The sequence below is a fragment of the Leifsonia sp. McL0618 genome (genome assembly GCF_049994905.1).
Lineage (GTDB): Bacteria > Actinomycetota > Actinomycetes > Actinomycetales > Microbacteriaceae > Diaminobutyricibacter.
The window spans coordinates 551,408-573,766 of the sequence record NZ_CP188258.1; the positions used below are offsets into that span (position 1 = coordinate 551,408).

The window sequence follows — 22,359 nt, forward strand, 5'->3', positions numbered from 1 at the left end:
GTGCATCCGGCGTATGCGCTGCGTCGACCCGTTCACCCTGCCGTGGTCGGCGCCCCCAGATTGTCGGCGACTGCCCGCATCGCTGATTCGGCGGATTCGACGGTGATCAGGCTGTTCCCCGCGACGATGTGGAGTCCGTACGCGTCTTCGAGCGCGACGAGGTTCATGGCGAGCGTGCGCACCGGCAGCGGCAGGTCGAAGACGCCGGATGCGATGCCGAGTTCGAGGATGCCCGTGTAGGTCGCAAGCTGGCGCGTGTACATGCGCTCCACCAGTTCGTCGTGCAGGGCGGAGGTGCCCGCGAGCACGTCGAACTCGTAGAGCAGGCGCATCAGCGCATCGTCGGGCCCGCTCGGCAGGCCGGCGCGGATGGCCGCGGCGAGCTTCTCCTGCGGCCGGTCGATCGTTGCGACGACGGCGTCGCGCTGGTCGCAGAAGCGCTCGAGCCCGGCACGGTGGGCTTCGATGAGCAGCATGTCGAGGTCGTCGTAGTAGTAGAGGATCGCGCCCCTGGTCAGGCCCGCTTTTGCGGCGACATCGGCGAGGGAGAGCGACCGGAGGCCGTGCTCTGAGACGGCGTCGATCGTGGCTTCGACGAGCCCCGCGCGCCTCTCGTCCTGGTTCTTGGATCGCGCCATGTCCTTGACACTAGCGGATGGGCATGCCACACTTCTGGAATTCTTTGACACAGGCGTCAAAGAATTACTGACGACACGATGGGATGACCGATGGAGCTCACGAAACCACCACTCGCAGCCGCGCCGGAAAGCGCACCTCCGAAGCTCGCGCGGAGCCTCGGTGTCGGTGGGAACGTGCTCATCACGCTCTCATCGATCTCGCCGGCCTCGAGCGTTTTCATCCTCGGTGGGGCCGCTCTCGCATCGTTCGGAACGGGAGTGTTCTGGGCCTTCGCGATCGCGGGCGTCGTCAGCATACTGATCGCCTTCTGCTACGCCGATCTCGCATCCTCCTACCCGGTCGCGGGCGGCGACTATTCACTGGTCAGCCGGGCAATCGGTCCGTCGTTCGGCGTCGCGACCTTCTTCATCAACCTCATCTCGCTCCCGCTGATCCTCGCCGTCTTCGGCGTCGGGGTCGCCGACTACCTCGGAGTCGCCATCCAGGGGCTGTCGCCGGTCGCGACAGGAATCGTCGTTGTGGCGCTCGCGACGCTGACCGCGTGTTTCAACATCCGCACGAACGCGTGGCTCACCGGGGTGTTCCTGTTCATCGAATTCGCAGCCCTCGCCCTGCTCACCGTCCTGGGGCTGGTGCACATCGAACGGTCACCGCTGACCCTCCTCAGCCTGCAGTTCCTCGACCCGTCGACGAACCACCTGGCGCCGCTCACGATCGCGGGACTCGTCATCGCCGTGACGCAGGGCATCTTCGCGTACAACGGCTACGGCGGCGCGGTGTACTTCTCCGAGGAGACGAAGAACGCGACCCGGGCGATCGCGAAGGCGGTGCTCTGGAGCGCGATCATCACCATCCTCGCCGAGATCGTTCCGCTCGCCGCGATCATCCTGGGCGCCTCGAGCCTCAACGGCCTGTTCGGCGCCGCACTCCCGGTCGAGGCGTTCCTGACCGAGCGTTCCGGTTCGGTGATCAGCACGATCGTGCTGCTGGCGATCGCGCTGGCGATCGTGAACGCGATCATCGCGATCGCACTCCAGGCCGGGCGGCTCCTCTACACGGCGGCGCGGGACAACGCGCTCCCGGCAGTGATCGCACGGCCGCTCAGCCGGGTCACTCCGCGCTCGCACGTGCCGGTAACGGCGACCGTGGTGATGGGCGCCATCGGGGTGCTCGCCTGCCTCATTCCCATCGATGTGCTGCTCACGGCGACCGGCTCGACCCTCGCCTTCACCTACCTCTTCATTGCGGTCGCCGCGCTGACGAACCGTCGCAAGCCCAAGCCTGCCGGCGCGTACACGATGCCCCTGTGGCCGCTGCCGCCTGCGCTCGCCGTGGTCGCTCTGGGCGCTATCTTCGTCATCTCGTTCTCCGACCCCGCACAGTGGACGAGCCTCGCCATCTCTGTCGGGCTCGTCCTCGCAGGCTTCGTCTACTATTCGTTCTACCTGCGTCCGCGCAAAGCCACCCACCTGCTGCTGGCGGATGCCTCAACCGACGACGACGACGACGACGACCCGGCACGCGCCGAGACGACGGGAGCGAACCGGTGACCGACCTGCTGCTCACCGACGCCCACGTCCGCACCTTCGATGACGCACTCCCTGTCGCCGGGGCGATCGGCATCACCGGCGGCCGCATCAGCTACGTCGGGTCGGCTGACGACGCCCCGGATGCCCGGCAAACAGTTCGCCTCGACGGCGCGCTGGTGACCCCCGGAATCATCGACAGCCACAACCACCTGCTCCTGGGTTTCGACGCAGACGCGGTCAGCCTGGAAGGCGCCGATACCCTGAGCGAGGTGCGACGCCGCATCGCCGAACTCGCCGGCCGCCGTCCCGATCTCGGCTGGGTGTGCGCCGAGAACGCCGTCTATTCGATCGTCCCCGGCCGCCGGCCGCACGCCCGCGACCTGGCCGGACTCGCCGACCGACCCATCTTCGTCACCACCTACGATCAGCATTCGGTCTGGCTGAACGACATCGCGTTGCGTGTACTCGGCATCGCGGGCGGCGGCGACATCGCGTGGGGCCGACCCGAACGCGACGAGTGGGGGGAGCCCACCGGCTGGATCACCGACTTCTACACCAGTGCCATGACGACGGCCGGGCTCGCGGGCCTGCAACGGGACATCCCGCTGTACTCGCCGGAGCGGCGTTACCGCAAGCTGCTTGCCAGCCTCGAACTCGCCACCGCATCGGGCATCACGATGGTCGTCGAGCCGCAGGTGCCGCTCGCCGAGATCGATCTGCTCTTCCGCGCGCGAGCGGAGGGCCGGCTCAGTTCGCGGGTCATCGCTGCGCTCTTCCACCCGATGGATGCCGACGCGGCGTTCCGGCGCGACCTGCGGGAGGCCGTCGACTCCGCCCCCGTCGACGACCGGCTCCGGTTCGGACCGGTCAAGCTGTACGCAGACGACGTGATCGAACCCCACACGGCCTGGATGCTCGACGATTACGCCAACCGCCCGGGTCATCGCGGTCATCCGAGCGCCCCGATCGGGGAGCTCACGCGCATCGTGACGGAGCTCGACCGGCTCGGGTTCCAGACGCATACGCACGCCACCGGCGACGGCGGCATCCGTCTGGCCCTCGACGCCATCGAGCACGCAACGCGGGCGAACCGAACAGTCGACCGACGGCACGGCATCGTTCACGTCGAGTGCCTGCATCCCGACGATCTGCCCAGGTTCGCGGCACTCGGCGTGACCGCGGCGATGCAGCCGCGGCACTGCTCGCCCGACCTCGTCGCGGGCACCTGGATGGAGAACGTCGGCGAGGAGCGCTGGGATCGGGCGTGGCGGTTCCGCTCGCTCGTCGAGTCCGGTGCGCACGTGGCGCTGTCGAGCGACTGGCAGGTGGGTGAGATGGATCCGCTGGTCGGCTTCTACTCCGCGCTCACCCGAGCAGGGCTCGACGGCCGCGACGGCTGGACACCGGGCGAGCGGCTCGGCCTCGAGGCGGCCATCCGCGGTTACACCCGTGAGGGCGCGTGGGCCTGGCACGCCGAAGACGAACTGGGCGTGCTGCGTGTCGGGGCGCGCGCGGATGTCGCGGCCTGGTCGGATGACCTCTACCGTTTCGAGGACGACCCGGCCGGCCTGCTCGAGCAGCGCGCCCAGCTCACGATCGTCGGCGGCGAGATCGTGCATGACGCGCGAACCGCCGCATCGCAGCCGGTGTCATACGGGGAACGTACGCACTGCTCGGCGGTGCATTGACCGGGCAGGCACTCAGCCGTGCTGGAACCAGGTCGTCTTGAGCCCGACATAGTTATCGAGGGCGTGGATGGAGAGGTCGCGCCCGAACCCGGACTGGCGGAAGCCGCCGAACGGCGTGCTGAGGCCGAGCGCATCCACAGTGTTCACCGAGACGGTTCCGGCGACGAGCCGGCCGGCGACCCGGTGCGCGCGGGCGAGGTTGCCGGTCCAGAGGGAGGCGGCCAGGCCGTAGTCGGTGGCGTTCGCGAGCCGGATGGCCTCGTCTTCGTCGTCGAAGACGGTGACGGTCGCGAGCGGGCCGAACACCTCGGTGGACTCGAGGGGATGCGTGGGGGCGAGGCCCACGATGATGGTCGGCTCGACGAATGCGCCGCGACCGTCGACGTGCACCCGGTTGCCCCCGAAACGAACGGTGCCGTCCCGGGCGCCCTGTTCGACGGCGGTCATGACCCTGTTCGCGGCGGCTTCGCTGACCAGGGCGCCGCTGCCGCTCGCCGGGTTCAGCGGATCCCCGGGGGCGTAGGCGCGCGCTGCTTCGATGAAGATCTCGAGGAACTCGTCGGCGACCGCACGCTGCACCAGGATGCGCGAGTTGGCCGAGCACACCTCGCCCTGGTTGTAGAACGCACCGAACGCCGCCTTCGTCGCGGCCAGTGGGAGGTCGTCGGCGTCGGCGAAGATCAGGTTGGAGCTCTTGCCGCCGGCCTCCAGGCTCAGGCGCTTCATATTGGATGCGCCCGAGTAGGTGAGCAGGCGCTTCGCGACAGCGGTCGATCCGGTGAAGGTCAGGGCGTCGATGCCGGGGTGGAGCCCGAGCGCTTCGCCGACCGTCGAGCCCGGACCGGGGACGACGTTGAGCACGCCGGCGGGAAGGCCGGCCTGCAGGGCGAGTTCGCCCAGTCGCAGCGCAGAAAGCGACGATTCCGCGGCCGGCTTGAGCACGACGCTGTTGCCGACCGCGAGCGCCGGCGCGAGCTTCCAGGCGGCGATCTCGAGCGGAAAGTTCCACGGCACGATCGCGGCGACGACACCCAGGGGCTCGCGCGACACCAGGGCGGTGCTCCCGGCGGGAGTCGCGGGAACTTCGCCGGTGACCTTGTCGATGGCCTCCGCGTACCAGCGGAACGTCGCTGACGCCCCCGGCACATCGACGCTGGCACTCTCGGCGACCGGCTTGCCCATCTCCAGGCTGTCGAGGAGGGCGAGCTCCGCGCTGTTCTCGTCGATGAGGTCCGCGAGCCTCAGCAGGATTCCGCGCCGGTCCGTCGCCGGCGCGCGGCTCCATCCGCCAGCCTCGAACGCGCGTCGCGCGCTGCGGACCGCGCGGTCGACGTCCGCCGATCCGCAGAGGCTGACGTCGGTGATCCGCTCACCTGTTGCAGGGTTGACACTCGCGAAGCTCGACGGGCCGCTCGCGATGCCGACCGTCTCGGCGTCCGTCCGCTCGCCGTCGATGACGGCGCGGCCATCCGGTGCGAGCGCTGCGGCGGCCTCCGTCCATTCTTCGTGGGTGGCGGGAAGGACCGTCAGGGTTGTGTTCACTGTGGTTCGGGGACCTCTCGGTTCGTGCGGACGGTCTCAGTGCGCGCATCCGCCTGGTGCCGGCGGCGAAGCCAGCAGGCAAGCTGCAGGGTCACGGCGAGCTCGAGGAGCAGCGGCGCGATGGTGAACACCGTGACCGCGGGCGCGCCGGCGAGGGATGCCGTGCTGCCGTGCTCGTGGGTGGAGAGCGATGCGGTGTGGGCGAGGATCATGACGACGCTCATGAAGAGCATCGCCGTCGCCGCGTGTTCGGTGGGGCGCCGCCAGAGCGTGACAGCGCAGGGCAGGCAGAGCCCGGTCAGCACGATCATGGTGACGATCATGAGCGGATGCGCCGGGTCGATGCCGGCGAGCGCGAGGTGGCAGGCGGCGGCCGCGGCGGCGACCGCCGCAGCAGCCTTCAGCGATCGCATGCCGTACTCACCGTTCGGACGGAACCAGTTCGGGATCCGTTCCCAGCTCGCCTGCCATCACGTCGACCGTCTCGTCGACGAGGTGGGCACGGATCGACGCGCCGCGCCAATAGCCGACGAGCCCGAGCGCGAGGAGCACGATCAGGGTCCCGAGGGTGAACGCTTCGAACGTGGCCTGGCTGACGCCCCACGTCCCCTCGAAGTCGTACTTCAGGCCGAACAGGGGCTCGAGGGTGCCCGGGAAGATGGCGACCCACGATCCGAGGAGGATCCAGAAGAAGCACAGGATGCCGAGGGCGCGGAATCCGCCGATGCCGACCGGCACGCGGAACGGTCGCGGCATGTCCGGGTAGCGCGTGCGAAGGCGCACGGCTGCAGGCACGACGAACAGGTAGCTGAGCAGGTAGGTCGAGATCGAGATGCTGAGGACGACCCCGAAGATGGCACCGCTGGTGCCGCTGAGCTGCATTGCGGCGACCATGAAGACCGTGGCGACGACACCGGAGAGGAAGTTCACGCGCACCGGCGTTCCCAGCCCTTTGTGGAAGCGGCCGAAGAATCCTCCGAAGAAGGCGCCGTCGGCGGCCGCCATCGCCTGCATCCGGTCGCTGATGATCATCCAGGCCGACCCCTGCGACATGAGGATGAAGCAGAAGAGAAGCGCTGAGATGGTGAGCATGACGCCGGCCGCGGACCCGAAGACCGAGTAGACGGTGGACACGGCCTCGAAAAGACCGCTGATGCCTGTGATCTTGTCGGCGGGCACCACGAGGAGGATCGCGAAGATCGGGAGGATGTAGCAGGCCGCGGCGAGGCCCGCCGACCGTGCAACGGAGATCGGCACGTCGCGCCCGGGGTTCTTCATCTCGCCGGCCGCGGAGTTGCTCGACTCGAAGCCGAGGAACGAGAAGAGCAGCAGGGGCGTCGCGCCGAGCAGGCCGGCGACGGTGGGCGTGAAGCTGCTGAGCGTCAGGTGGGTGAAGCCGTGGACGAAGCCGTAGACGATCGTGACGCCGAGGAAGAAGGCGAGGAAGACGATCTTCGCGATCGCACCGGCGGTGGGAATCCATTTGCCGCGTTTCAGGCTGATGATGGCCGCGGTGACGGTCAGCCAGATGAACACGAATTTGAAGAGGTAATCGACGGGAGAGCCGCTCTTCAGGGGCATCACGTAGGTGTTCCAGGTCTCCGTCGCGACGAACGACATCGCGCCGCCGACCCACACCGGCTGCGTGACCCAGGTCAGGAGGGAGGCAATGGCACCGGTGGCACGGCCGAATGCGCGTCGCACCCACACGTAGATTCCGCCTTCTTCCGTGAAGGCGCCGCCGGTCTCGGCAAAGATCAGCCCGTACGGAATCAGGAAGAAGATGCTGAGGATGACCGTCCAGGTGAACGTCTCGGCGCCGAAGCCCGAGACCTGGCCGAGAGTCTCGATCGACACGACCGCGGCGATCAGCAGGAAGAAGATATCGAATCGGCCCAGCGTGCGCTCAGCTTGTGCGTCTGCTGTTCGGCCAACCGGGTCTGCATGCCGTCGCTCATGGGGGCTCTTTCTTTCGGCTTCGTTGCGTGTGATTGCCCAGAGTTCCATGGGAGCCGCGCTCTGTACACCATCGAGTAACGGTGGATATCACCACGGAAATCGATGGACTTGCTTTTTCGTGACAGAGCGATCTACCATCGCCCAACGATCTTAATGAAACACGCGTTTCATCAAAACCGCAAAGGAGCCGTCTCGTGAAACAGTTCGTCGAAAGCCCGGCCATCCCGGAAGCCGGGGCCGTCGGGCGCGTCGAGGCGACGCATCCGGTGCGCCATCCGCTCTCGGCGCTCACCGCCGAAGAAATCGAGACGGCACGGGTGATACTCCGCCGGGCGGGGCTCGCGGGCGACGATGTCCGCTTCGCGTACCTCGGACTCGACGAGCCGGCGAAGGCCGCGCTCTACGGAGCGTCAGCGAGCAGCGAAACCGGCGCCGTCCCCGTCGAGCGGCGCGTTCGGGCCTTCCTGCTCGACATCCGCACGGGCACGAGCGTCGACGCCGTCGTCAACCTCACTACGGCGGCTGTCGAACGTCACCGCATCATCGACACCGTCGGCGAAGGCCAGCTGCCCGTACTGCTCGAAGAGTTCGACTCGATCGAGTCGATCCTCGCCGCCGACCCCGGGTGGTGCAAAGCGCTCAGCCGGCGGGGCCTTGCGCCGGACGACGTCAAGGTCGCACCGCTTTCCGCCGGCGTCTTCGACTACCCCGACGAAGAAGGCAAGCGGCTTCTTCGGGGTCTGGCGTTCCAGAAACTGCACGAAGGCGATCACCCGTGGGCGCATCCCGTCGACAACCTCGTCGCCTTCGTCGACGTGATCGCCCGGCGCGTCGACCGCATCATCGACCACGGACCCGTCGATGTGCCCCAGGAGACCGGCAACTACACCGACCCGGCCGTGCACGGCGAACTGCGCGACACCCTCCGCCCGATCGAGATCACCCAGCCCGAAGGCCCCAGCTTCACGCTCGACGACAACCTCCTGACCTGGCAGAACTGGGACCTCCGCGTCGGATTCGACGCCCGGGAAGGGCTCGTGCTCCACTCCCTCGGGTTCTTCGACCGCGACCGCGGCGTGCGGCGGCCCATCCTGCACCGCGCTTCGATCGCCGAGATGGTCGTGCCGTACGGCGACCCGTCGCCGTTCCGTTCGTGGCAGAACTACTTCGACACCGGCGAGTACCTCGTCGGCCGCGACGCCAACTCGCTCGAGCTGGGATGCGACTGCCTCGGCGACATCACCTACCTGAACCCGACGATCGCCGACGACTACGGAAACCCGCGGGTCATCGAGAACGCGGTCTGCATTCACGAAGAGGATGCGGGCATCCTCTGGAAACACACCGACGAATGGGCCGGTTCGCGCGAGACCCGCCGCCAGCGCCGGCTCGTCATCTCGTTCTTCACCACGGTCGGCAACTACGACTACGGCTTCTACTGGTACCTCTATCTCGACGGGACGATCGAGTTCGAGGCGAAGGCGACCGGCATCGTGTTCACTGTCGCATCGCCCGGGGCCGACTACCCATACGCCACCGAGCTCGCTCCCGGGTTGAGCGCACCGGTGCACCAGCATCTCTTCTGCGCCCGCCTCGACATGATGGTGGACGGCCTCGAAAACCGCGTCGAAGAAGTGGATGTCGTGCGCGTGCCGATGGGCGAAGGCAACCCCCACGGCAACGCGTTCACGCGCTCGCGCCGGGTCCTGGCCCGCGAGTCCGAGGCGCAGCGCCTCGCCAGCCGGCAGGTGGGACGCGTGTGGGAGATCACGAACCCCCACTCGGTGAACCGCGTCGGCCGGCCGGTGGGCTTCACCCTGCACCCCGAAGGCAACCCCGTTCTGCTCGCCGACGACGAGTCGTCGATCGCCCAGCGCGCCGCTTTCGCCACCAAGCACCTGTGGGTCACGCCCTTCGACTCCGCCGAGCGGTACCCCGCCGGCGACTTCGTCAATCGGAGTGCGGCGGGTTCGGGTCTCCCGTCGTACGCTGCGGCGGATCGCCCGATCGACGACGTCGAGCTGGTCGTCTGGCACACTTTCGGCCTGACCCACTTTCCGCGCACAGAGGACTGGCCGGTCATGCCCGTCGACCAGACCGGATTCGTGCTCAAGCCGAGCGGATTCTTCGACAGGAACCCCACACTCGACGTCCCGGCTTCGACCACCCATTGCATGGCCACGGAAACCGGGAACCGTTCGGCGTGCTGCGACGGAAAGGAACCCGATGCCTCGTCTGGTCGACCATGACGAACGACGCACGGCGATCATCCGGGCCACCTGGGAGCTGATCGCCGAGAAGGGGATCGACGCGACGAGCATGCGGGACATCGCGCACGCATCCGGTTATGCGAACGCTGGAACCCTCAGCCACTACTTCACCGACAAGAGCGACCTTCTGCAGCGCGCCTACGAGTATGTCTACGAGGCGACCAACGATCGCATCGCGACAGCCGGCGCCGGCGCAGAAGGGATCGACGCGATCAGGTCGATGGCCAGGGAGATCGCGCCGCTCGATCCGGTGACGCTGCACGAAGCATCCATCGCCCTGTCGTTCTGGCAGCGCGCGCTGCACGACCGGCAACTCGCCGGCACCAGCCGTTCGGCCATCTCGGGCTGGCGTGACCGCCTCGTCGCCCACCTGGGCGATGCGCGCCGACTCGGTCAGGTGCGGTCGAAGACTCCGGATGTGGCGCTCGCCGACCAGCTGCTTGCGATGCTGTTCGGGATGCACGTGACCGGGCTGCTCGACGAACAGGTCGCGACGGTCGAACGCCAGGCGACCGCGATCGAGTCGTTCCTGAACGCGCTCGCGGACTGAGGTCGGGCGGGGGTCAGCTGGTCTCGCCGATGGACGCTTCGATCGGCAGCGACCGGAGCCCGGTGCTGACCGCACGCGAGCGCGCGGTGGGCCGGACACCGTTCAGCCACGACACCACGACAGGGAGCCCGTCCACCTGGTCCAGGATCGGGACGGCCGTGACGGAGCCGCCGCCGTAGGTGACGGATGACCGCGGCACCTGATTCAGCAGCGAGAAGCCGTGCCCCTGCGCGACCAGTGAGCGGACCGTCTCGTAGTTGCCCGAGCGGTAGCGGATCTCAGGCTCGACTCCCGCGTCGTGCAGGAGGCCGAGGAAGTAGTCGCGGCTGAGCGGAAGGTCGAGGATGACCATGGGCTCCCCGCGCAGGCGGGCGAGATGGATGCCGTCGGCACGCGCGAGCCGGTGGGACTCCGGCAACAGCACGTACGGCGTGGTGCGTGCGATCTCCGCCGTGCGGATGTTGCCTCCCAGCCCGAAATCATAGGTCAGCCCCAATTCGGCGCGGCCGGTGCGTATTGCTTCACGCACCCCTTCTGCATCGCTCTCCAGCACATCGACCCGCAATTGCGGATGCGTCGCAGCGAGCACCGACAACAGGCCCGGGATGTAGAACGGCATGAGGGTCGCGAAGCAGGCGAGGGTGACGGTGCCGCGCACTTCGCTCTCCTGCCCTCGGGCGGCCTCGAGTGCCTCGTCGAGTCGGGTGAGGAGGCTGCGGGCCTCGTGATGCAGCCGTTCGCCCGCTGCCGTCAGGATCAGGCCCTTCGACGGCTGGCGGATGAACAGCTGAACACCGAGTGAGCGTTCGAGCTGTGCGATCGAGGACGATACGGCGGACTGGGCGACGAGGAGGTTCTCTGCGGCGCGCGTCATGTTGAGCTGGTCGGCCGCCTCGGCGAAGTAGGCGAGCTGCGCCGTCGTGACGTCGGGCGTCTTGGGCATGATCAGGCTTCTTCCATCGATTTTCTGTATGTCTAACACAGAATTCCCATGTTTTACAGATCGTGGTGCCGCCGGAAAGACTGGGCGGATTGCTGGAGCGAACAGAAGGAGGCCGGCATGCCGAGCCAAGAGATCGAGGTCCTCGTCATCGGCGCAGGCCAGGCGGGGGTTGCGATGAGCGATCACCTGACGGAGCGCGGCATCCCGCACCTCGTCGTCGAGCGCCACCGCATCGCCGAACGCTGGCGCTCCGAGCGGTGGGACTCCCTCGTCGCGAACGGGCCCGCCTGGCACGACCGCTTTCCCGGCCTCGACTTCGCCGACCTGGATCCCGACGCTTTCGCGTCGAAGGACCAAGTGGCGGCTTACTTCGTCGCCTACGCGGAGAAGATCGGCGCGCCGATCCGCTGCGGCGTCGAGGTGAGGTCGGTGCGCAAGAACGTCGGCCGGCCGGGCTTCCGGGTGGAGACGACGGACGGGGTCATCGAGGCGCGGTACGTCGTCGCCGCAACGGGACCCTTCCAGCGGCCGGTCATCCCCGCGCTTGTTCCTGCCGAGACGGGACTGCCGCAGATTCACTCCAGCTCCTATCGCAACCCCGAGCAGCTGCCCGCCGGCGCCGTGCTGGTCGTCGGTGCCGGCTCATCGGGTGTGCAGATCGCCGACGAGCTCCAGCGGTCGGGGCGCAAGGTCTACCTCTCGGTCGGACCCCACGACAGGCCGCCACGGCGCTACCGGGGGCGCGACTTCGTCTGGTGGCTCGGAGTGCTCGGCAAGTGGGATGCTTCGACGCCGGCGCTCGGCGCGGAACACGTCACGATCGCGGTGAGCGGGGCCGACGGCGGGCACACCGTCGACTTCCGTGCTCTCGCCGAAGGCGGCATCACGCTTCTCGGCCGGGCCGTCTCCCACAACGAGGGCCGCATGCGCTTCGCCGCGGACCTCGGGAAGAACATCGCGACCGGCGATGCCAACTACCTGTCGCTGCTCGACGAAGCCGACGCCTACGTTGCGCGCAACGGCCTCGATCTTCCCGAAGAGCCGGAGGCCCACATCCTGGGGCCGGAGCCCGACTGCGTGACAGACCCCGTGCTCGAACTCGACCTCGCCGCCGCCGGAGTCACCTCGATCGTGTGGGCGACCGGTTTCGGCGTCGACTACAGCTGGCTGCAGGTCGACGCATTCGACGAGAACGGCCGGCCGAAGCACCAGCGGGGCGTGTCCGCCGAGCCCGGCGTCTATTTCCTCGGGCTGCCCTGGCAGTCGCGACGCGGCTCCAGTTTCATCTGGGGTGTCTGGCACGACGCCAAATACCTGACCGACCACATCCAGATCCAGCGGGGCTACCTCGCCTACGACCAGCAGGCCGCGCTCGCGGCGGAAGGAGCAGTCCTGTGACGACGCACACGCGCATCCGGCCGTTCAACACGAAGGAGACGTATCCGGAGCAGAACCTCGACAACGACCTGTGCCAGGCCGTCGTGGCCCGCGGAGTCGTCTACCTGCGCGGACAGATCGGGCAGGATCTCGAAACCCGCGAATCCGTTGGGATCGGCGACGTCGAAGCCCAGGCCGAGAAGGCGATGGCGAACATCGCGATGCTGCTCGAGGAGGCCGGGTCGAGCCTCGACGACATCGTCAAGGTCGTGATCTACCTCATCGACGCGCGTTACCGCGAGCCGGTCTACCGCGTCGTCGGCAGATGGCTCACCGGCGTGTTCCCGGTGTCCACCGGCATCGTCGTCTCCGCCCTGGCCCGGCCCGAGTGGCTCGTCGAGATCGACGCCACCGCCGTCATCAGCGGGTCGGCCCGGTCGTGACCTTCTCGATCCTCTCCCGCGACGCATCCGGAGCCATCGGTGCTGCGATCGCATCCTCCTCACCCGCCGTCGCCGCACGCTGCATCACCCTCGCCGACGGTGTGGGCGGGGCGAACTCGCAGAACATCACCGACCCACGCCTCGGGCCGAAGATCGTGCGACTGATCGACGCGGGGCTTCCGGCGGCGCAAGCGGTCGCGCAGGTCGCCGGCGCCGACCCGACGGCCGAGTTCCGGCAGCTCATCGCCATCGATCGGGTCGGGGGGACCGGCGTGTACTCCGGAGGACGATCGCTCGGCATCCACGGATCTGCCGAAGGTCTGTCGGTGGTGGCCGCGGGAAACCTTCTGGCGACAGACGCGATTCCCCAGACGATGGTCGACGCGTTCACCCGTGCCGACGGCGACCTCGAGACGCGGCTGATTGCCGCCCTTCGCGCGGCGGTGGCTGCCGGCGGGGAGGCGGGACCCATCCACTCGGCCGGCCTTTCCGTCGTTCGCGACGCGGGGTGGCGGGTGACCGACCTGCGCGTCGACTGGCACGAGCATCCGGTCAGTGAACTCGCCGATCTGCTCGACATCTGGCTGCCGCAGCGCGACGACTACGTCACCCGCGGCCTGAACCCGTCGGCCGCGCCGGGGTATGGAGTGGCGGGCGATGAGTGAACGGTCTGCCGGTCTCAAACGGAACGTGCGCGACCTTGTCGACGCCGACCTCCCTCGGTTGGTGCGGCTATCCGAGTTGCTGCACGCGAAGACGGCGTGGAACGAGCACCGCGCCGCAACCTGGCTCGGCGAGGCCCTCAGCGCTGCCGGTTTCGACGTCACAGCGAGGTATCTCGGCCTGGACACCGCATTCCTGGCGAGCTATGGAACCGGCGCGACGCGTATCGGCATCTGTGCCGAATACGACGCCCTCCCTGGTCTCGGACATGCGTGCGGGCACAACCTCATCGCGGCGATCGCGGTCGGGGTCGGATCCGCGCTGGTGCCGTTGGCCGACGAGCTCGGCATCACGATCGAGATCTACGGCACTCCGGCGGAGGAGGGAGGGGGCGGCAAGATCGAGCTTCTCGACCGTGGCGCGTTCGCAGGACTCGACCTGGCGGTGATGGCGCATCCTGGACCGGTCGACGTCGCGGAGGCGCGGCCGTTCGCGGTGTCGCACTCCCACATCCGCTACGACGGCACGTCGGCCCACGCCGCCGCCTATCCCGAAGACGGTGTCAACGCAGGCGACGCCTTCGTGGTGGCGCAGGTCGCCATCGGGCTGCTCCGACAGCAGCTCCCGTCGAGCGCGCGGGTCCACGGAATCATGACGACCGGGGGTCAGGCTCCGAACTCCATCCCCGAGCGAACCGAGGGCCGCTGGTACGTGCGTGCCGAAACCCTCGACGAACTCGACATTGTCGAGCCGAAGGTGATGCGCTGTTTCGAAGCCGGGGCGCTCGCCACGGGAGCGACGCTCACGGTCACGCCGGAGAGCAAGCCGTACGCCGAGTTCCGCAACGACCGGCGTGCGCTCGAGCTCTACCGCGCGAACGCGGAGGCGCTGGGTCGCGTGTTCGACGACTCGGGCGCAGGGTGGATGAACCGCGCATCGACCGACATGGGGAACGTGTCACAGCTGGTGCCGGCCATCCACCCGTACATCGGTATCAACAGCCTTCCCGCCACCAACCACCAGCCCGGATTCGCGGAGCACTGCATCGGACCGGATGCGACCAGGGCGATTCGCGACGCATCCGTCGCTCTCGCGCAGACGATCGTCGATTACGTGGCGAGCCCTCTCTGGAGGGATCAGTGATCTCGACGTATGCTCCAGCGATGAACAGGGAACAGTTGGAGAAGATACGCACCGGTGGCGGCTTCATTGCTGCGCTCGACCAGAGTGGCGGGAGCACTCCGCAGGCGCTGCGCCGGTACGGCATTCCGGATGACGCTTACTCGACCGACGCAGAGATGTTCGACGAGGTGCATGAGATGCGCACCCGCATCATCACCAGTCCCAGCTTCGACGGCACGCGGGTCATCGGCACGATCCTGTTCGAGAACACGATGGATCGCCAGATCGGCGGCCGCCCGTCCGCCGACTACCTGTGGAACGTCAAGGGGAGCGTGCCGTTCCTCAAGATCGACGCGGGCCTGTCCACCAGTGCGGATGGCGCCCAGACGATGAAGCCCATCCCGAACCTCGCAGGCTTGCTCGACCGCGCCGCCGACAACGGCATCTTCGGCACGAAGATGCGTTCGTTCATCCAGCTGCCCGGTGCCGGCATGCGTACGGTGGTCGAGCAGCAGTTCTCCGTCGCCCGGCAGGTGCTGGAGGCGGGACTGGTACCCATCGTCGAAATCGAGATCGACATCCACAGCCCACGCAAGAGTGAAGCGGAGGATCTCCTGAGGCAGGAGATTCGCGAACAGGTCGACACGCTCGACGCCGACCACCGGGTGATGCTGAAGCTGACGTTGCCGGATAGTGACAACCTCTACCGTCCCTTGGTCGAGCATCCCAACGTGCTCCGGGTGCTCGCCCTTTCCGGCGGGTACAGCAGGGAGGAGGCCGACCAGCGGCTGGCCAGGAACAACGGCGTGATCGCGAGCTTCTCCCGGGCGCTGCTCGAAGGGCTGACCGCGCAGCAGAGCGCCGAGGATTTCGACAGGACGCTGAACGCATCGATTGCCAGTATCGCTGCGGCATCCAGCACTTAGGCCGTTGCTTCGCGTGTCGGAGCGGGCGCCGTCAGCCCTTCGTCAGCTCTTCCGCGAACATCACGATGATGCCGCTGGGACCGCGCACGTAGGCGAGCTTGTAGACGTCTTGATAGTTCGCCACCCCGCGAAGTGGATGGCAACCGTGTCTCGCTGCGATCTCCAGGGCCTCGTCGATGTCGTCGACCGAGAAGGCGACGCGGTGCATGCCGATCTCGTTGGGAAGGGTGGGCGTCGTCTCGATCGCTTCGGGGTGGATGTACTCGAAGAGCTCGAGGCGACCGTGACCGTCCGGCGTCTGGAGCATGGCGATATTGGCGTGGTTGCCGTCCAGGCCGACGGCGGTGTCGGTCCACTCGCCACTGACCGTGTCACGGCCGACGACGGTGAGCCCGAGGTCGGTGAAGAATGAGATCGTCGCTTCGAGGTCGCGAACAGCGATGCCGACGTTCTCGAGTTTGATGGACATGACGAAGCCGCCTCAACGGTTCCTGGTGAGGATGAGGTGCGCGACCATCGCCGTCCAGCCGGTCTGGTGTGAAGCGCCGAGACCCTGGCCGGTGTCGCCGTCGAAGTATTCGTAGAAGAACACGTTGTCCTTCCATCGCGGATCCGTCGAGAGCAACGGATAGCGGGCATCCGACGGGCGTACGCCGTCCGGGCCGGGAAGGAAGAGCGTGATCAACCGGCGCGAGAGGTCGTCGGCCGCTTCGCCGAGCGTCAGCGACGTGCCCGACCCGAGCGGATCCTCGATGCGGACACCCGTCTCGCCGTGCGATTCGTAGTGACGCAGCGACGCGATGAAGAGTGCGTTCAGCGGGAACCACACCGGCCCCCGCCAGTTCGAGTTGCCGCCGAACAGCCCGGAGGTCGATTCGGCCGGCTCGTAGTTCACGGATGCCTCGGCACCCGCGACCGTCACAGTGAACGGATGCTCGCGATGGTACGCCGAGACGCCCCGGATCCCGTGGTCGCTGAGCAGCCCTTCCGGGTTGAACACCTGCTTCAGGATGCGCGTCAGGCGCTCGGGGGACACGAGTGCGAGCAGGTAGACCTGCTTGCCGTGGATGTCGCGGCGGTGGAACGCCGGCCCCAGCTCCGGGTGCTTCTCGAGGTACTGCGAGAGGATGCGCCTGAACTCGGGGATGGTGCTCACCCCGGGGTCGTCGTAGGCGAGGGAAGCGACCACCGGCACGAGCCCGACGAGCGAACGGACCTTCATCGGCACGTCGCGCCCGTCAGCGAGATGCAGGATGTCGTAGAAGTAGGCGTCCTGGTCGTCCCACATCCCGGAGTTGTTGGCGGAACCGGCGATCCTCAGGAACTGCTCGGCGAACTTCACGGCCACATCTTCGTACACGTCGTCTTCGCGGGCGAGACGCAGTGCGATCTCGAGGAGGTCGATGGCATAGCTGGCCATCCAGCCTGTCGAATCGGCCTGCTCGAGCGTGCCGACCTCGGGCGGAAGCGTCGAACGGTCGAGCGGCGCGATGTTGTCGAGGCCCATGAACCCGCCCTCGAACAGGTTGTCCTCGTCCTTGTCCTTGTTGTTCGTCCACCACGTGTAGTTCATCAGCAGCTTGTGGAGGACCCTGGCGAGGAAGCCGGTGTCGGTCGCCCCGTCGATGAGGAACACCTGGATGGCCGCCCAGGCGTGCGTCGGCGGGTTGACGTCTGAGAAGTTCCATTCGTATGCCGGCAACTGGCCGTTCGGGTGCATGTACCACTCGCGGAGCATCAGCACGAGCTGCGCCTTGGCGAACGCCGGATCGATGTGCGCCATGGTCACGCAGTGGAAGGCGAGGTCCCACGCGGCGAACCAGGGGTACTCCCACGGGTCCGGCATGAGGATGATGTCGTCGGCGTCGAGGTGACGCCACTGCCCGTTGCGCACACGGGCGCGACCTTCGGGTGGCGGGGGACTCGCGGGATCCCCGTCGAGCCACTTGTTCACGTTGAAATGGAAGTACTGCTTCGACCACAGCAGGCCGGCGAACGCCTGTCGCAGGACCCGTGCTTCATCCGGATCGGCGGGTGCGTGCGCCAGCCCTGCGTAGAACGCGTCGGCTTCGCGCTTGCGCAACGCGCAGACGCTGTCGAAGCCGGCCCCGACATCCTGAGCATCGATTGCGGTCGGATGGCCGGCCGAGTCCGATGCGCCGGTCAGCCGGATGCGGATGACCCGGCTCTCGCCTGCCCCGACCGTGACCTCGTAGTGGAGGGCCGCTTTCGTGCCGACCTGGGCCGGGTTGACGGTCGCTTTTCCGTCGACGATGTGATCGTTGATTCCGTCTTTGGGGTACGCCGGCGAATCGTCGGCGGCGAAAAGGCGTTCGGTGTTGGTCTCGTTCTCACAGAACAGCGCAGTCGGGCTTCCCTCGCCAGACAGGGCGAGCGAGCCGGTGGCGTCGATGCCGACGATGCGTCCACCGTCGGAGCGCAGGCTCGGCTTCTCGACGTCGTAGCCCCACGACCAGGTGTTCCGGTACCAGAGCGTCGGCAGCACGTGCAGGGTTGCCGCATCGGGCCCGGCATTCTCGATCGTGATGCGCATCAGCAGGTCGTGCGGGCCTTCTTTGGCGTAGTCGACGGTGACGACCCAGTAGCGGCCGTCGTCGAAGATCCCGGTGTCGACGAGTTCGTACTCCGGGTCGAGCTTTCCCCTGGCCGCGTTCGTCGCGATCAGGTCGTCGTACGGATACGCCGCCTGCGGGTAGTGGTAGCGCCAGGTGTTCCACGAATGCGTCGGCGTACCGTCGAGGTACCACCAGTACTCTTTGACGTCTTCGCCGTGGTTGCCCTGGGGGCCGGCGAGACCGAACATGCGCTCCTTGAGAATCGGGTCCTGCCCGTTCCAGAGCGAAAGGCCGAGACACCAGGCCTGGCCGGCGTCGGAGAAGGCGGCCATCCCGTCTTCGTTCCAGCGGAAGGCGCGGCTTCGCGCGTGGTCGTGCGGAAAGAAGGTCCAGGCGTCGCCGTCGGCGCTGTAGTCTTCGCGGACCGTTCCCCAGGCTCGTTCGGCGACGTATGGTCCCCAGTCCCGCCAACCCTCGGCGCCGTTGTCGGCTTGTGCGATGCGTTCGTGTTCGGCCCCACCCGTGACATGCGCCATGGTCTCATTGTGGTCGCTGGCGCCTCGCAACGCGCAATGTTCCTGAATTGTTCACGCGACGGTACCGCCCCGATCAGGGGAGTTCGGCGATGGCCCGCCACGGGATACGTTGCAGTGGTGCATGCGCTCGAACTTCGCAGCCTCACCAGGCGCTTCGGCGGTACGACTGCCGTCGACACCCTGAGCCTCGCCGTGCCGCACGGGTCGTTCTACGGAATGGTCGGCCCGAACGGCGCGGGCAAGACGACGACACTCTCGATGGCGACAGGCCTGTTGCGCCCGGATGCCGGCGTCGCCCTCGTGCACGGCATCGACGTGTGGGATCGGCCACTCGAGGCCAAGCGACTGATCGGCAACCTCGCCGACGGGGTCGACCTGTACGACCGGCTCACCGGTGAACAGTTGCTCACCTTCTCCGGGCAGTTGTTCGGACTCGACCGCGCCACGTTGCGCGAGCGGGTCGCCGATGTGCTGCAGATGCTCGACCTGGAAAGCGCGGCCGGTCGCATCGTGGCCGACTACTCCGCTGGGATGACCAAGAAGATCGCGCTCGGCGCCGCGCTCATACACTCGCCGCGGCTTCTCGTTCTCGACGAACCGTTCGAGTCGGTGGATCCGGTCTCGGCGGCGAACATCCGGGATGTGCTCCACGCCTTCGCCCGGGGTGGCGGCACGGTCGTCGTCTCGAGTCACTCGATGGACCTGGTCGAGCGCATGTGCGATCACGTCGCGATCGTCGCGGGAGGACGCGTTCTGGTCTCGGGCACGATGGACGAGGTGCGCGGCTCCGGCGACCTCGAGACGCGGTTCCTCGAGCTGGTCGGTGGACGTCGCAGCGGGGAAGGCCCGGCATGGTTGCTGTCCTCCTGAGGCTTCGCTTCCGTGTGCTGGCGAACACGCTGACGCGAAACACGTTCCAGCTCGTCGCGGTCATCCTCAGCGGGATGTTCGCCGCCATGCTGCTCGCGGTGGGCCTCGGTGCGCTGTTGATCGCATCCGCAGCTCCTCCGGCGGCCACGCAGGTGGTCGTCGTCGTCGGTGGCGCCGCGCTGGTTCTGGGTTGGCTCGTCGTGCCGCTCCTGTTCGACGGTGTCGACCGAACGCTCGATCCGGTGAAGCTTGGGCGGTTCCCGCTGCGCCTCGGCACGCTGATGGCGGCGATGTTCCTGGTCGGCCTCACGTGGATGCCCGGGATCGTGACTCTTGCCCTGTCGCTCGGTACCGCGATCGCGTGGCGCGAACATCCGGTGTCTGCTGTCGCGGCGATCATCACCGGGCTCGTGGGCACCACGATGTGTGTGGCGGGATCCCGGCTGACGACAACGGTGGCGGGCACGCTGCTGAGTGGGCGAGGCGCCGCCCGGTTCGGAATCGCCGCGCTCGCCGTGATCGTCGCAGTGGCCCCGATCGTCTCCGCGACGATCGGCGGGTCCGCGCCGGGACGCAGTGATGTGTCCGCGACGCTCACGGCGGTCGTCGGCGTGCTCGGCTGGACTCCGTTCGGCGCGGTGTGGTCGATTCCGGGGCGCCTCGCGATGGGTGACCCTCTGGGCGCCGCCGGTGCGGCCGCGATCGCACTCGGTGCCGTTGCCCTCGTGCTGGCTCTGTGGCGGTTGGCGCTGGGCGCCGGTTCGCGGATGCGCGACGACAGCCCGTCTGTCCCCGGCCGCGGCGGCGGTCGCCTCGGCCCTCTCGGGTGGATGCCGTCTTCGCCGACGGGAGCGGTGGCAGCCCGGTCGCTGGTCTACTGGTTCCGCGACGCGCGACAGGCGAGACAGCTGATCCTTCTGGCGGTACTGCCCGCGCTGATGCTGCTCTGGTGGCAGTCCCTTCATCTCGACTGGATCGCCATCACGATCGGCCCGGTTGTTGCAGTACTGTTGCCGTTTTCCGCGTTCGCGGGTCTGTCATACGACGGCACCGCGTTCGCAGCAGAGCTCTCTGCCGGCGTACGCGGGTTCCACGACCGGCTCGGCCGCGCCGTCGCGCTCCTGATCATCGTCGTGCCGGTGACCGTGATCGTCCAGCTCATCGTCGCGTCCCTCGCGGGGCTGTTCGACGAGCTCCCTGCCCTCCTCGGGCTCTCGTTGGGCGTTGGCCTGGTCGCGGTCGGAGTGGTGAGCGTGTCATCGGCGCGCATCGTGGTGCCGGTCGCGCGAGCGCGGCGCAACCCGTTCTCGGCTCAGCCCGGTTCGGCAACCGTGTCGATCGGCGCGTCATACCTGGTGGCCATCGCGACCATCGTGCTCGCCCTTCCCATCGTCGCGGCCGGAGTCGCCGCTCTGGCCGGCGGCAGTCACCTGCTCGGCTGGCTTGCTCTCGTCGTGGGACTCGTGGCGGGAAGTGGGGTCGCGCTGGGCGGACTGGTGCTGGGCGGCCGCGTGCTCGACGCATCCGGGCCCGCTGTGCTCGCGAGGCTGCGCCTCATCCGCGATTGACGTCGTGCTGAGCGCACCGACGAACGTCAGGCGGCCAGGTGAAAGGTGTTCGCGAAGCGGCCGAGCAGGTCGCCGCGCCCCCGCAGCACCTCGACCATTCCGGTGGCGATCGCCCGATCGGGGGCGAGCTCACCGGAGATGAGCCGGTGGATGCCCGGGCCGGCCGCGAAGGCGAGGTCGACCGGTCCGTCGCCGCGCATCACATCCAGGTTGGGGCCGTCCACCCGGATGAGCAGCTCCCCGGCATCGAGGCGCGCGACGTATGCGGTCGCCGGCAGGTTCGCCGCCACCTGCGGGCGGAACGCGGTGCGGAGGTCGATCGTCATCGAGTCCGGGGTGATGATCTGCTCCGCCCGTGGGTCGCCCATCGTCTTGAAGCCCCAGGCGCCGAGTGCGAGCACGATCGGCTCGAGCTCCCGACCGTACGGCGTCAGCTCATAGACGATGATGCGGGAATGCGGCGCGCGACGCAGCACTCCCGCCGCCTGCAGCTCCTTCAGGCGAGCCGCCAGGATGTTGGTCGGTATCCGGGGAAGCCCCGCGGCCAGTTCGCCGTAGCGACGCGGCCCGACGAGCAGGTCGCGCACGATGAGCATGGCCCAGCGTTCGCCCACGAGCTCGAGCGCCTGCGTGACGCCCGAGTACTGCCCGTATTCGCGTGCCGCCAACCCCTCAGGCCTCGTGGTCCGCGAGGGTCTCTGAGACCGGCAGGGCGGCGGTGGGGTCGAACCAGCCGAACTCGAGGATGTTGCCGTCCGGGTCGTTGAGCTGGCGCTGGTACATGAACCCGTAGTCCGTCGCGGGGTGCGGCTCCACGCCCCCGGCGGCGATCCCGTCGGTGACGACTTTGTCGACGGCGTCGCGGCTGTCGACGAAGATGGCCGTGGACACCGACGGGTTCACGGCCGGATCGCCGATCGGAAGGTCGCTGAAGGTCTGGAAATACTCGCGCGTCAGGATCATGAGGTAGCTGTGGTCTTGCTCGACCACCATGCAGGCGCCGTTGTGATCCGACATCGCAGGGTTCATGGTGAGGCCGATCGCACTGTAGAACGCCTTCGAACGCTCCAGGTCGGCTGCCGGCAGGTTGACGAACATCGCGGTCATCGTGGTCCCCTCTCGTAGGTCCCCTTTGTGGATGGGGTTAACACTTGCAAA

General features: G+C 67.7%; 20 protein-coding genes. 11 read left to right on the top strand and 9 right to left on the bottom strand.

All coding sequences use genetic code 11. The features are described from left to right. Window positions 1-32: 32 nt before the first annotated feature. Window positions 33-638: a TetR/AcrR family transcriptional regulator gene (locus ACPPVQ_RS02590; protein WP_426518330.1), complete on the bottom strand. Its 606-nt coding sequence runs from the start codon at window positions 636-638 to the stop codon at window positions 33-35. 90 nt (window positions 639-728) lie between these two features. Here ACPPVQ_RS02590 and ACPPVQ_RS02595 point away from each other — a divergent pair, with 90 nt between their 5' ends. Beyond that, entirely contained in the window at window positions 729-2,189 is a 1,461-nt protein-coding gene (locus tag ACPPVQ_RS02595) for an APC family permease (RefSeq protein WP_426518332.1), read from the top strand. Continuing rightward, window positions 2,186-3,856, top strand: coding sequence for an amidohydrolase (locus ACPPVQ_RS02600; protein WP_426518334.1), 1,671 nt, complete (start codon window positions 2,186-2,188; stop codon window positions 3,854-3,856). Before ACPPVQ_RS02595 ends, ACPPVQ_RS02600 begins: the two co-directional genes overlap by 4 nt. Window positions 3,857-3,868: 12 nt before the next feature. On the opposite strand, the gene ACPPVQ_RS02605 is transcribed toward ACPPVQ_RS02600, so the two are convergent. From ACPPVQ_RS02605 to ACPPVQ_RS02615, 3 genes are read right to left on the bottom strand one after another with little or no spacing between them, the layout of a single operon-like run. After that, entirely contained in the window at window positions 3,869-5,398 is a 1,530-nt protein-coding gene (locus ACPPVQ_RS02605; protein ID WP_426518336.1) for an aldehyde dehydrogenase, read from the bottom strand. Further along, window positions 5,395-5,811 carry a hypothetical protein gene (locus ACPPVQ_RS02610; protein WP_426518338.1) on the bottom strand — a complete coding sequence of 139 codons (417 nt, stop codon included), beginning with the start codon at window positions 5,809-5,811 and terminating at the stop codon, window positions 5,395-5,397. The genes ACPPVQ_RS02605 and ACPPVQ_RS02610 overlap by 4 nt, the downstream gene beginning before the upstream one ends. Window positions 5,812-5,818: 7 nt before the next feature. Beyond that, window positions 5,819-7,405, bottom strand: coding sequence for an APC family permease (locus ACPPVQ_RS02615; protein ID WP_426518340.1), 1,587 nt, complete (start codon window positions 7,403-7,405; stop codon window positions 5,819-5,821). A gap of 218 nt (window positions 7,406-7,623) precedes the next feature. Here ACPPVQ_RS02615 and ACPPVQ_RS02620 point away from each other — a divergent pair, with 218 nt between their 5' ends. After that, window positions 7,624-9,606: a primary-amine oxidase gene (locus ACPPVQ_RS02620; protein ID WP_426521377.1), complete on the top strand. Its 1,983-nt coding sequence runs from the start codon at window positions 7,624-7,626 to the stop codon at window positions 9,604-9,606. Next, window positions 9,584-10,177 carry a TetR/AcrR family transcriptional regulator gene (locus ACPPVQ_RS02625; RefSeq protein WP_426518342.1) on the top strand — a complete coding sequence of 198 codons (594 nt, stop codon included), beginning with the start codon at window positions 9,584-9,586 and terminating at the stop codon, window positions 10,175-10,177. The genes ACPPVQ_RS02620 and ACPPVQ_RS02625 overlap by 23 nt, the downstream gene beginning before the upstream one ends. Before the next feature lie 13 nt (window positions 10,178-10,190). On the opposite strand, the gene ACPPVQ_RS02630 is transcribed toward ACPPVQ_RS02625, so the two are convergent. Then, complete coding sequence (locus ACPPVQ_RS02630; RefSeq protein WP_426518344.1) at window positions 10,191-11,120, bottom strand: LysR substrate-binding domain-containing protein; 930 nt, start codon at window positions 11,118-11,120, stop codon at window positions 10,191-10,193. A gap of 117 nt (window positions 11,121-11,237) precedes the next feature. Between ACPPVQ_RS02630 and ACPPVQ_RS02635 the strand changes: the two genes are divergently transcribed. Genes ACPPVQ_RS02635 through ACPPVQ_RS02655 form a run of 5 tightly spaced genes read left to right on the top strand, consistent with a single transcriptional unit; the run spans window position 11,238 to window position 15,651 of the window. After that, window positions 11,238-12,518, top strand: coding sequence for a flavin-containing monooxygenase (locus ACPPVQ_RS02635; protein ID WP_426518346.1), 1,281 nt, complete (start codon window positions 11,238-11,240; stop codon window positions 12,516-12,518). After that, window positions 12,515-12,940, top strand: a complete 426-nt coding sequence (locus ACPPVQ_RS02640; protein ID WP_426518348.1) for a RidA family protein — start codon at window positions 12,515-12,517, stop codon at window positions 12,938-12,940. Before ACPPVQ_RS02635 ends, ACPPVQ_RS02640 begins: the two co-directional genes overlap by 4 nt. Next, complete coding sequence (locus ACPPVQ_RS02645; RefSeq protein ID WP_426518350.1) at window positions 12,937-13,605, top strand: DUF1028 domain-containing protein; 669 nt, start codon at window positions 12,937-12,939, stop codon at window positions 13,603-13,605. Before ACPPVQ_RS02640 ends, ACPPVQ_RS02645 begins: the two co-directional genes overlap by 4 nt. Further along, window positions 13,598-14,746, top strand: a complete 1,149-nt coding sequence (locus tag ACPPVQ_RS02650) for a M20 family metallopeptidase (protein WP_426518352.1) — start codon at window positions 13,598-13,600, stop codon at window positions 14,744-14,746. The genes ACPPVQ_RS02645 and ACPPVQ_RS02650 overlap by 8 nt, the downstream gene beginning before the upstream one ends. Before the next feature lie 20 nt (window positions 14,747-14,766). Next, complete coding sequence (locus ACPPVQ_RS02655) at window positions 14,767-15,651, top strand: fructose bisphosphate aldolase (protein WP_426518354.1); 885 nt, start codon at window positions 14,767-14,769, stop codon at window positions 15,649-15,651. A 31-nt stretch (window positions 15,652-15,682) separates the two neighbouring features. Here the strand turns inward: ACPPVQ_RS02655 and ACPPVQ_RS02660 are convergent, their stop codons facing one another. Then, window positions 15,683-16,120 (bottom strand): VOC family protein, encoded by a 438-nt coding sequence (locus ACPPVQ_RS02660; RefSeq protein WP_426518356.1) that lies wholly within the window; start codon window positions 16,118-16,120, stop codon window positions 15,683-15,685. 12 nt (window positions 16,121-16,132) lie between these two features. Beyond that, window positions 16,133-18,763, bottom strand: coding sequence for an MGH1-like glycoside hydrolase domain-containing protein (locus ACPPVQ_RS02665; protein WP_426518358.1), 2,631 nt, complete (start codon window positions 18,761-18,763; stop codon window positions 16,133-16,135). Window positions 18,764-18,880: 117 nt separating this feature from the next. On the opposite strand from ACPPVQ_RS02665, the gene ACPPVQ_RS02670 reads away from it, so the two are divergent. Together ACPPVQ_RS02670 and ACPPVQ_RS02675 are read left to right on the top strand one after the other, a co-directional pair. Continuing rightward, complete coding sequence (locus ACPPVQ_RS02670; RefSeq protein ID WP_426518360.1) at window positions 18,881-19,633, top strand: ABC transporter ATP-binding protein; 753 nt, start codon at window positions 18,881-18,883, stop codon at window positions 19,631-19,633. Beyond that, on the top strand, window positions 19,615-21,201 hold the full coding sequence (locus ACPPVQ_RS02675; RefSeq protein WP_426518362.1) for a transporter: 1,587 nt from the start codon (window positions 19,615-19,617) through the stop codon (window positions 21,199-21,201). Before ACPPVQ_RS02670 ends, ACPPVQ_RS02675 begins: the two co-directional genes overlap by 19 nt. A 26-nt stretch (window positions 21,202-21,227) precedes the next feature. Here ACPPVQ_RS02675 and ACPPVQ_RS02680 read toward each other — a convergent pair whose 3' ends face one another. Together ACPPVQ_RS02680 and ACPPVQ_RS02685 are read right to left on the bottom strand one after the other, a co-directional pair. Next, window positions 21,228-21,869: a winged helix-turn-helix transcriptional regulator gene (locus ACPPVQ_RS02680; RefSeq protein ID WP_426518364.1), complete on the bottom strand. Its 642-nt coding sequence runs from the start codon at window positions 21,867-21,869 to the stop codon at window positions 21,228-21,230. Window positions 21,870-21,873: 4 nt separating this feature from the next. Further along, entirely contained in the window at window positions 21,874-22,308 is a 435-nt protein-coding gene (locus ACPPVQ_RS02685; RefSeq protein ID WP_426518366.1) for a VOC family protein, read from the bottom strand. Window positions 22,309-22,359: the final 51 nt, after the last annotated feature.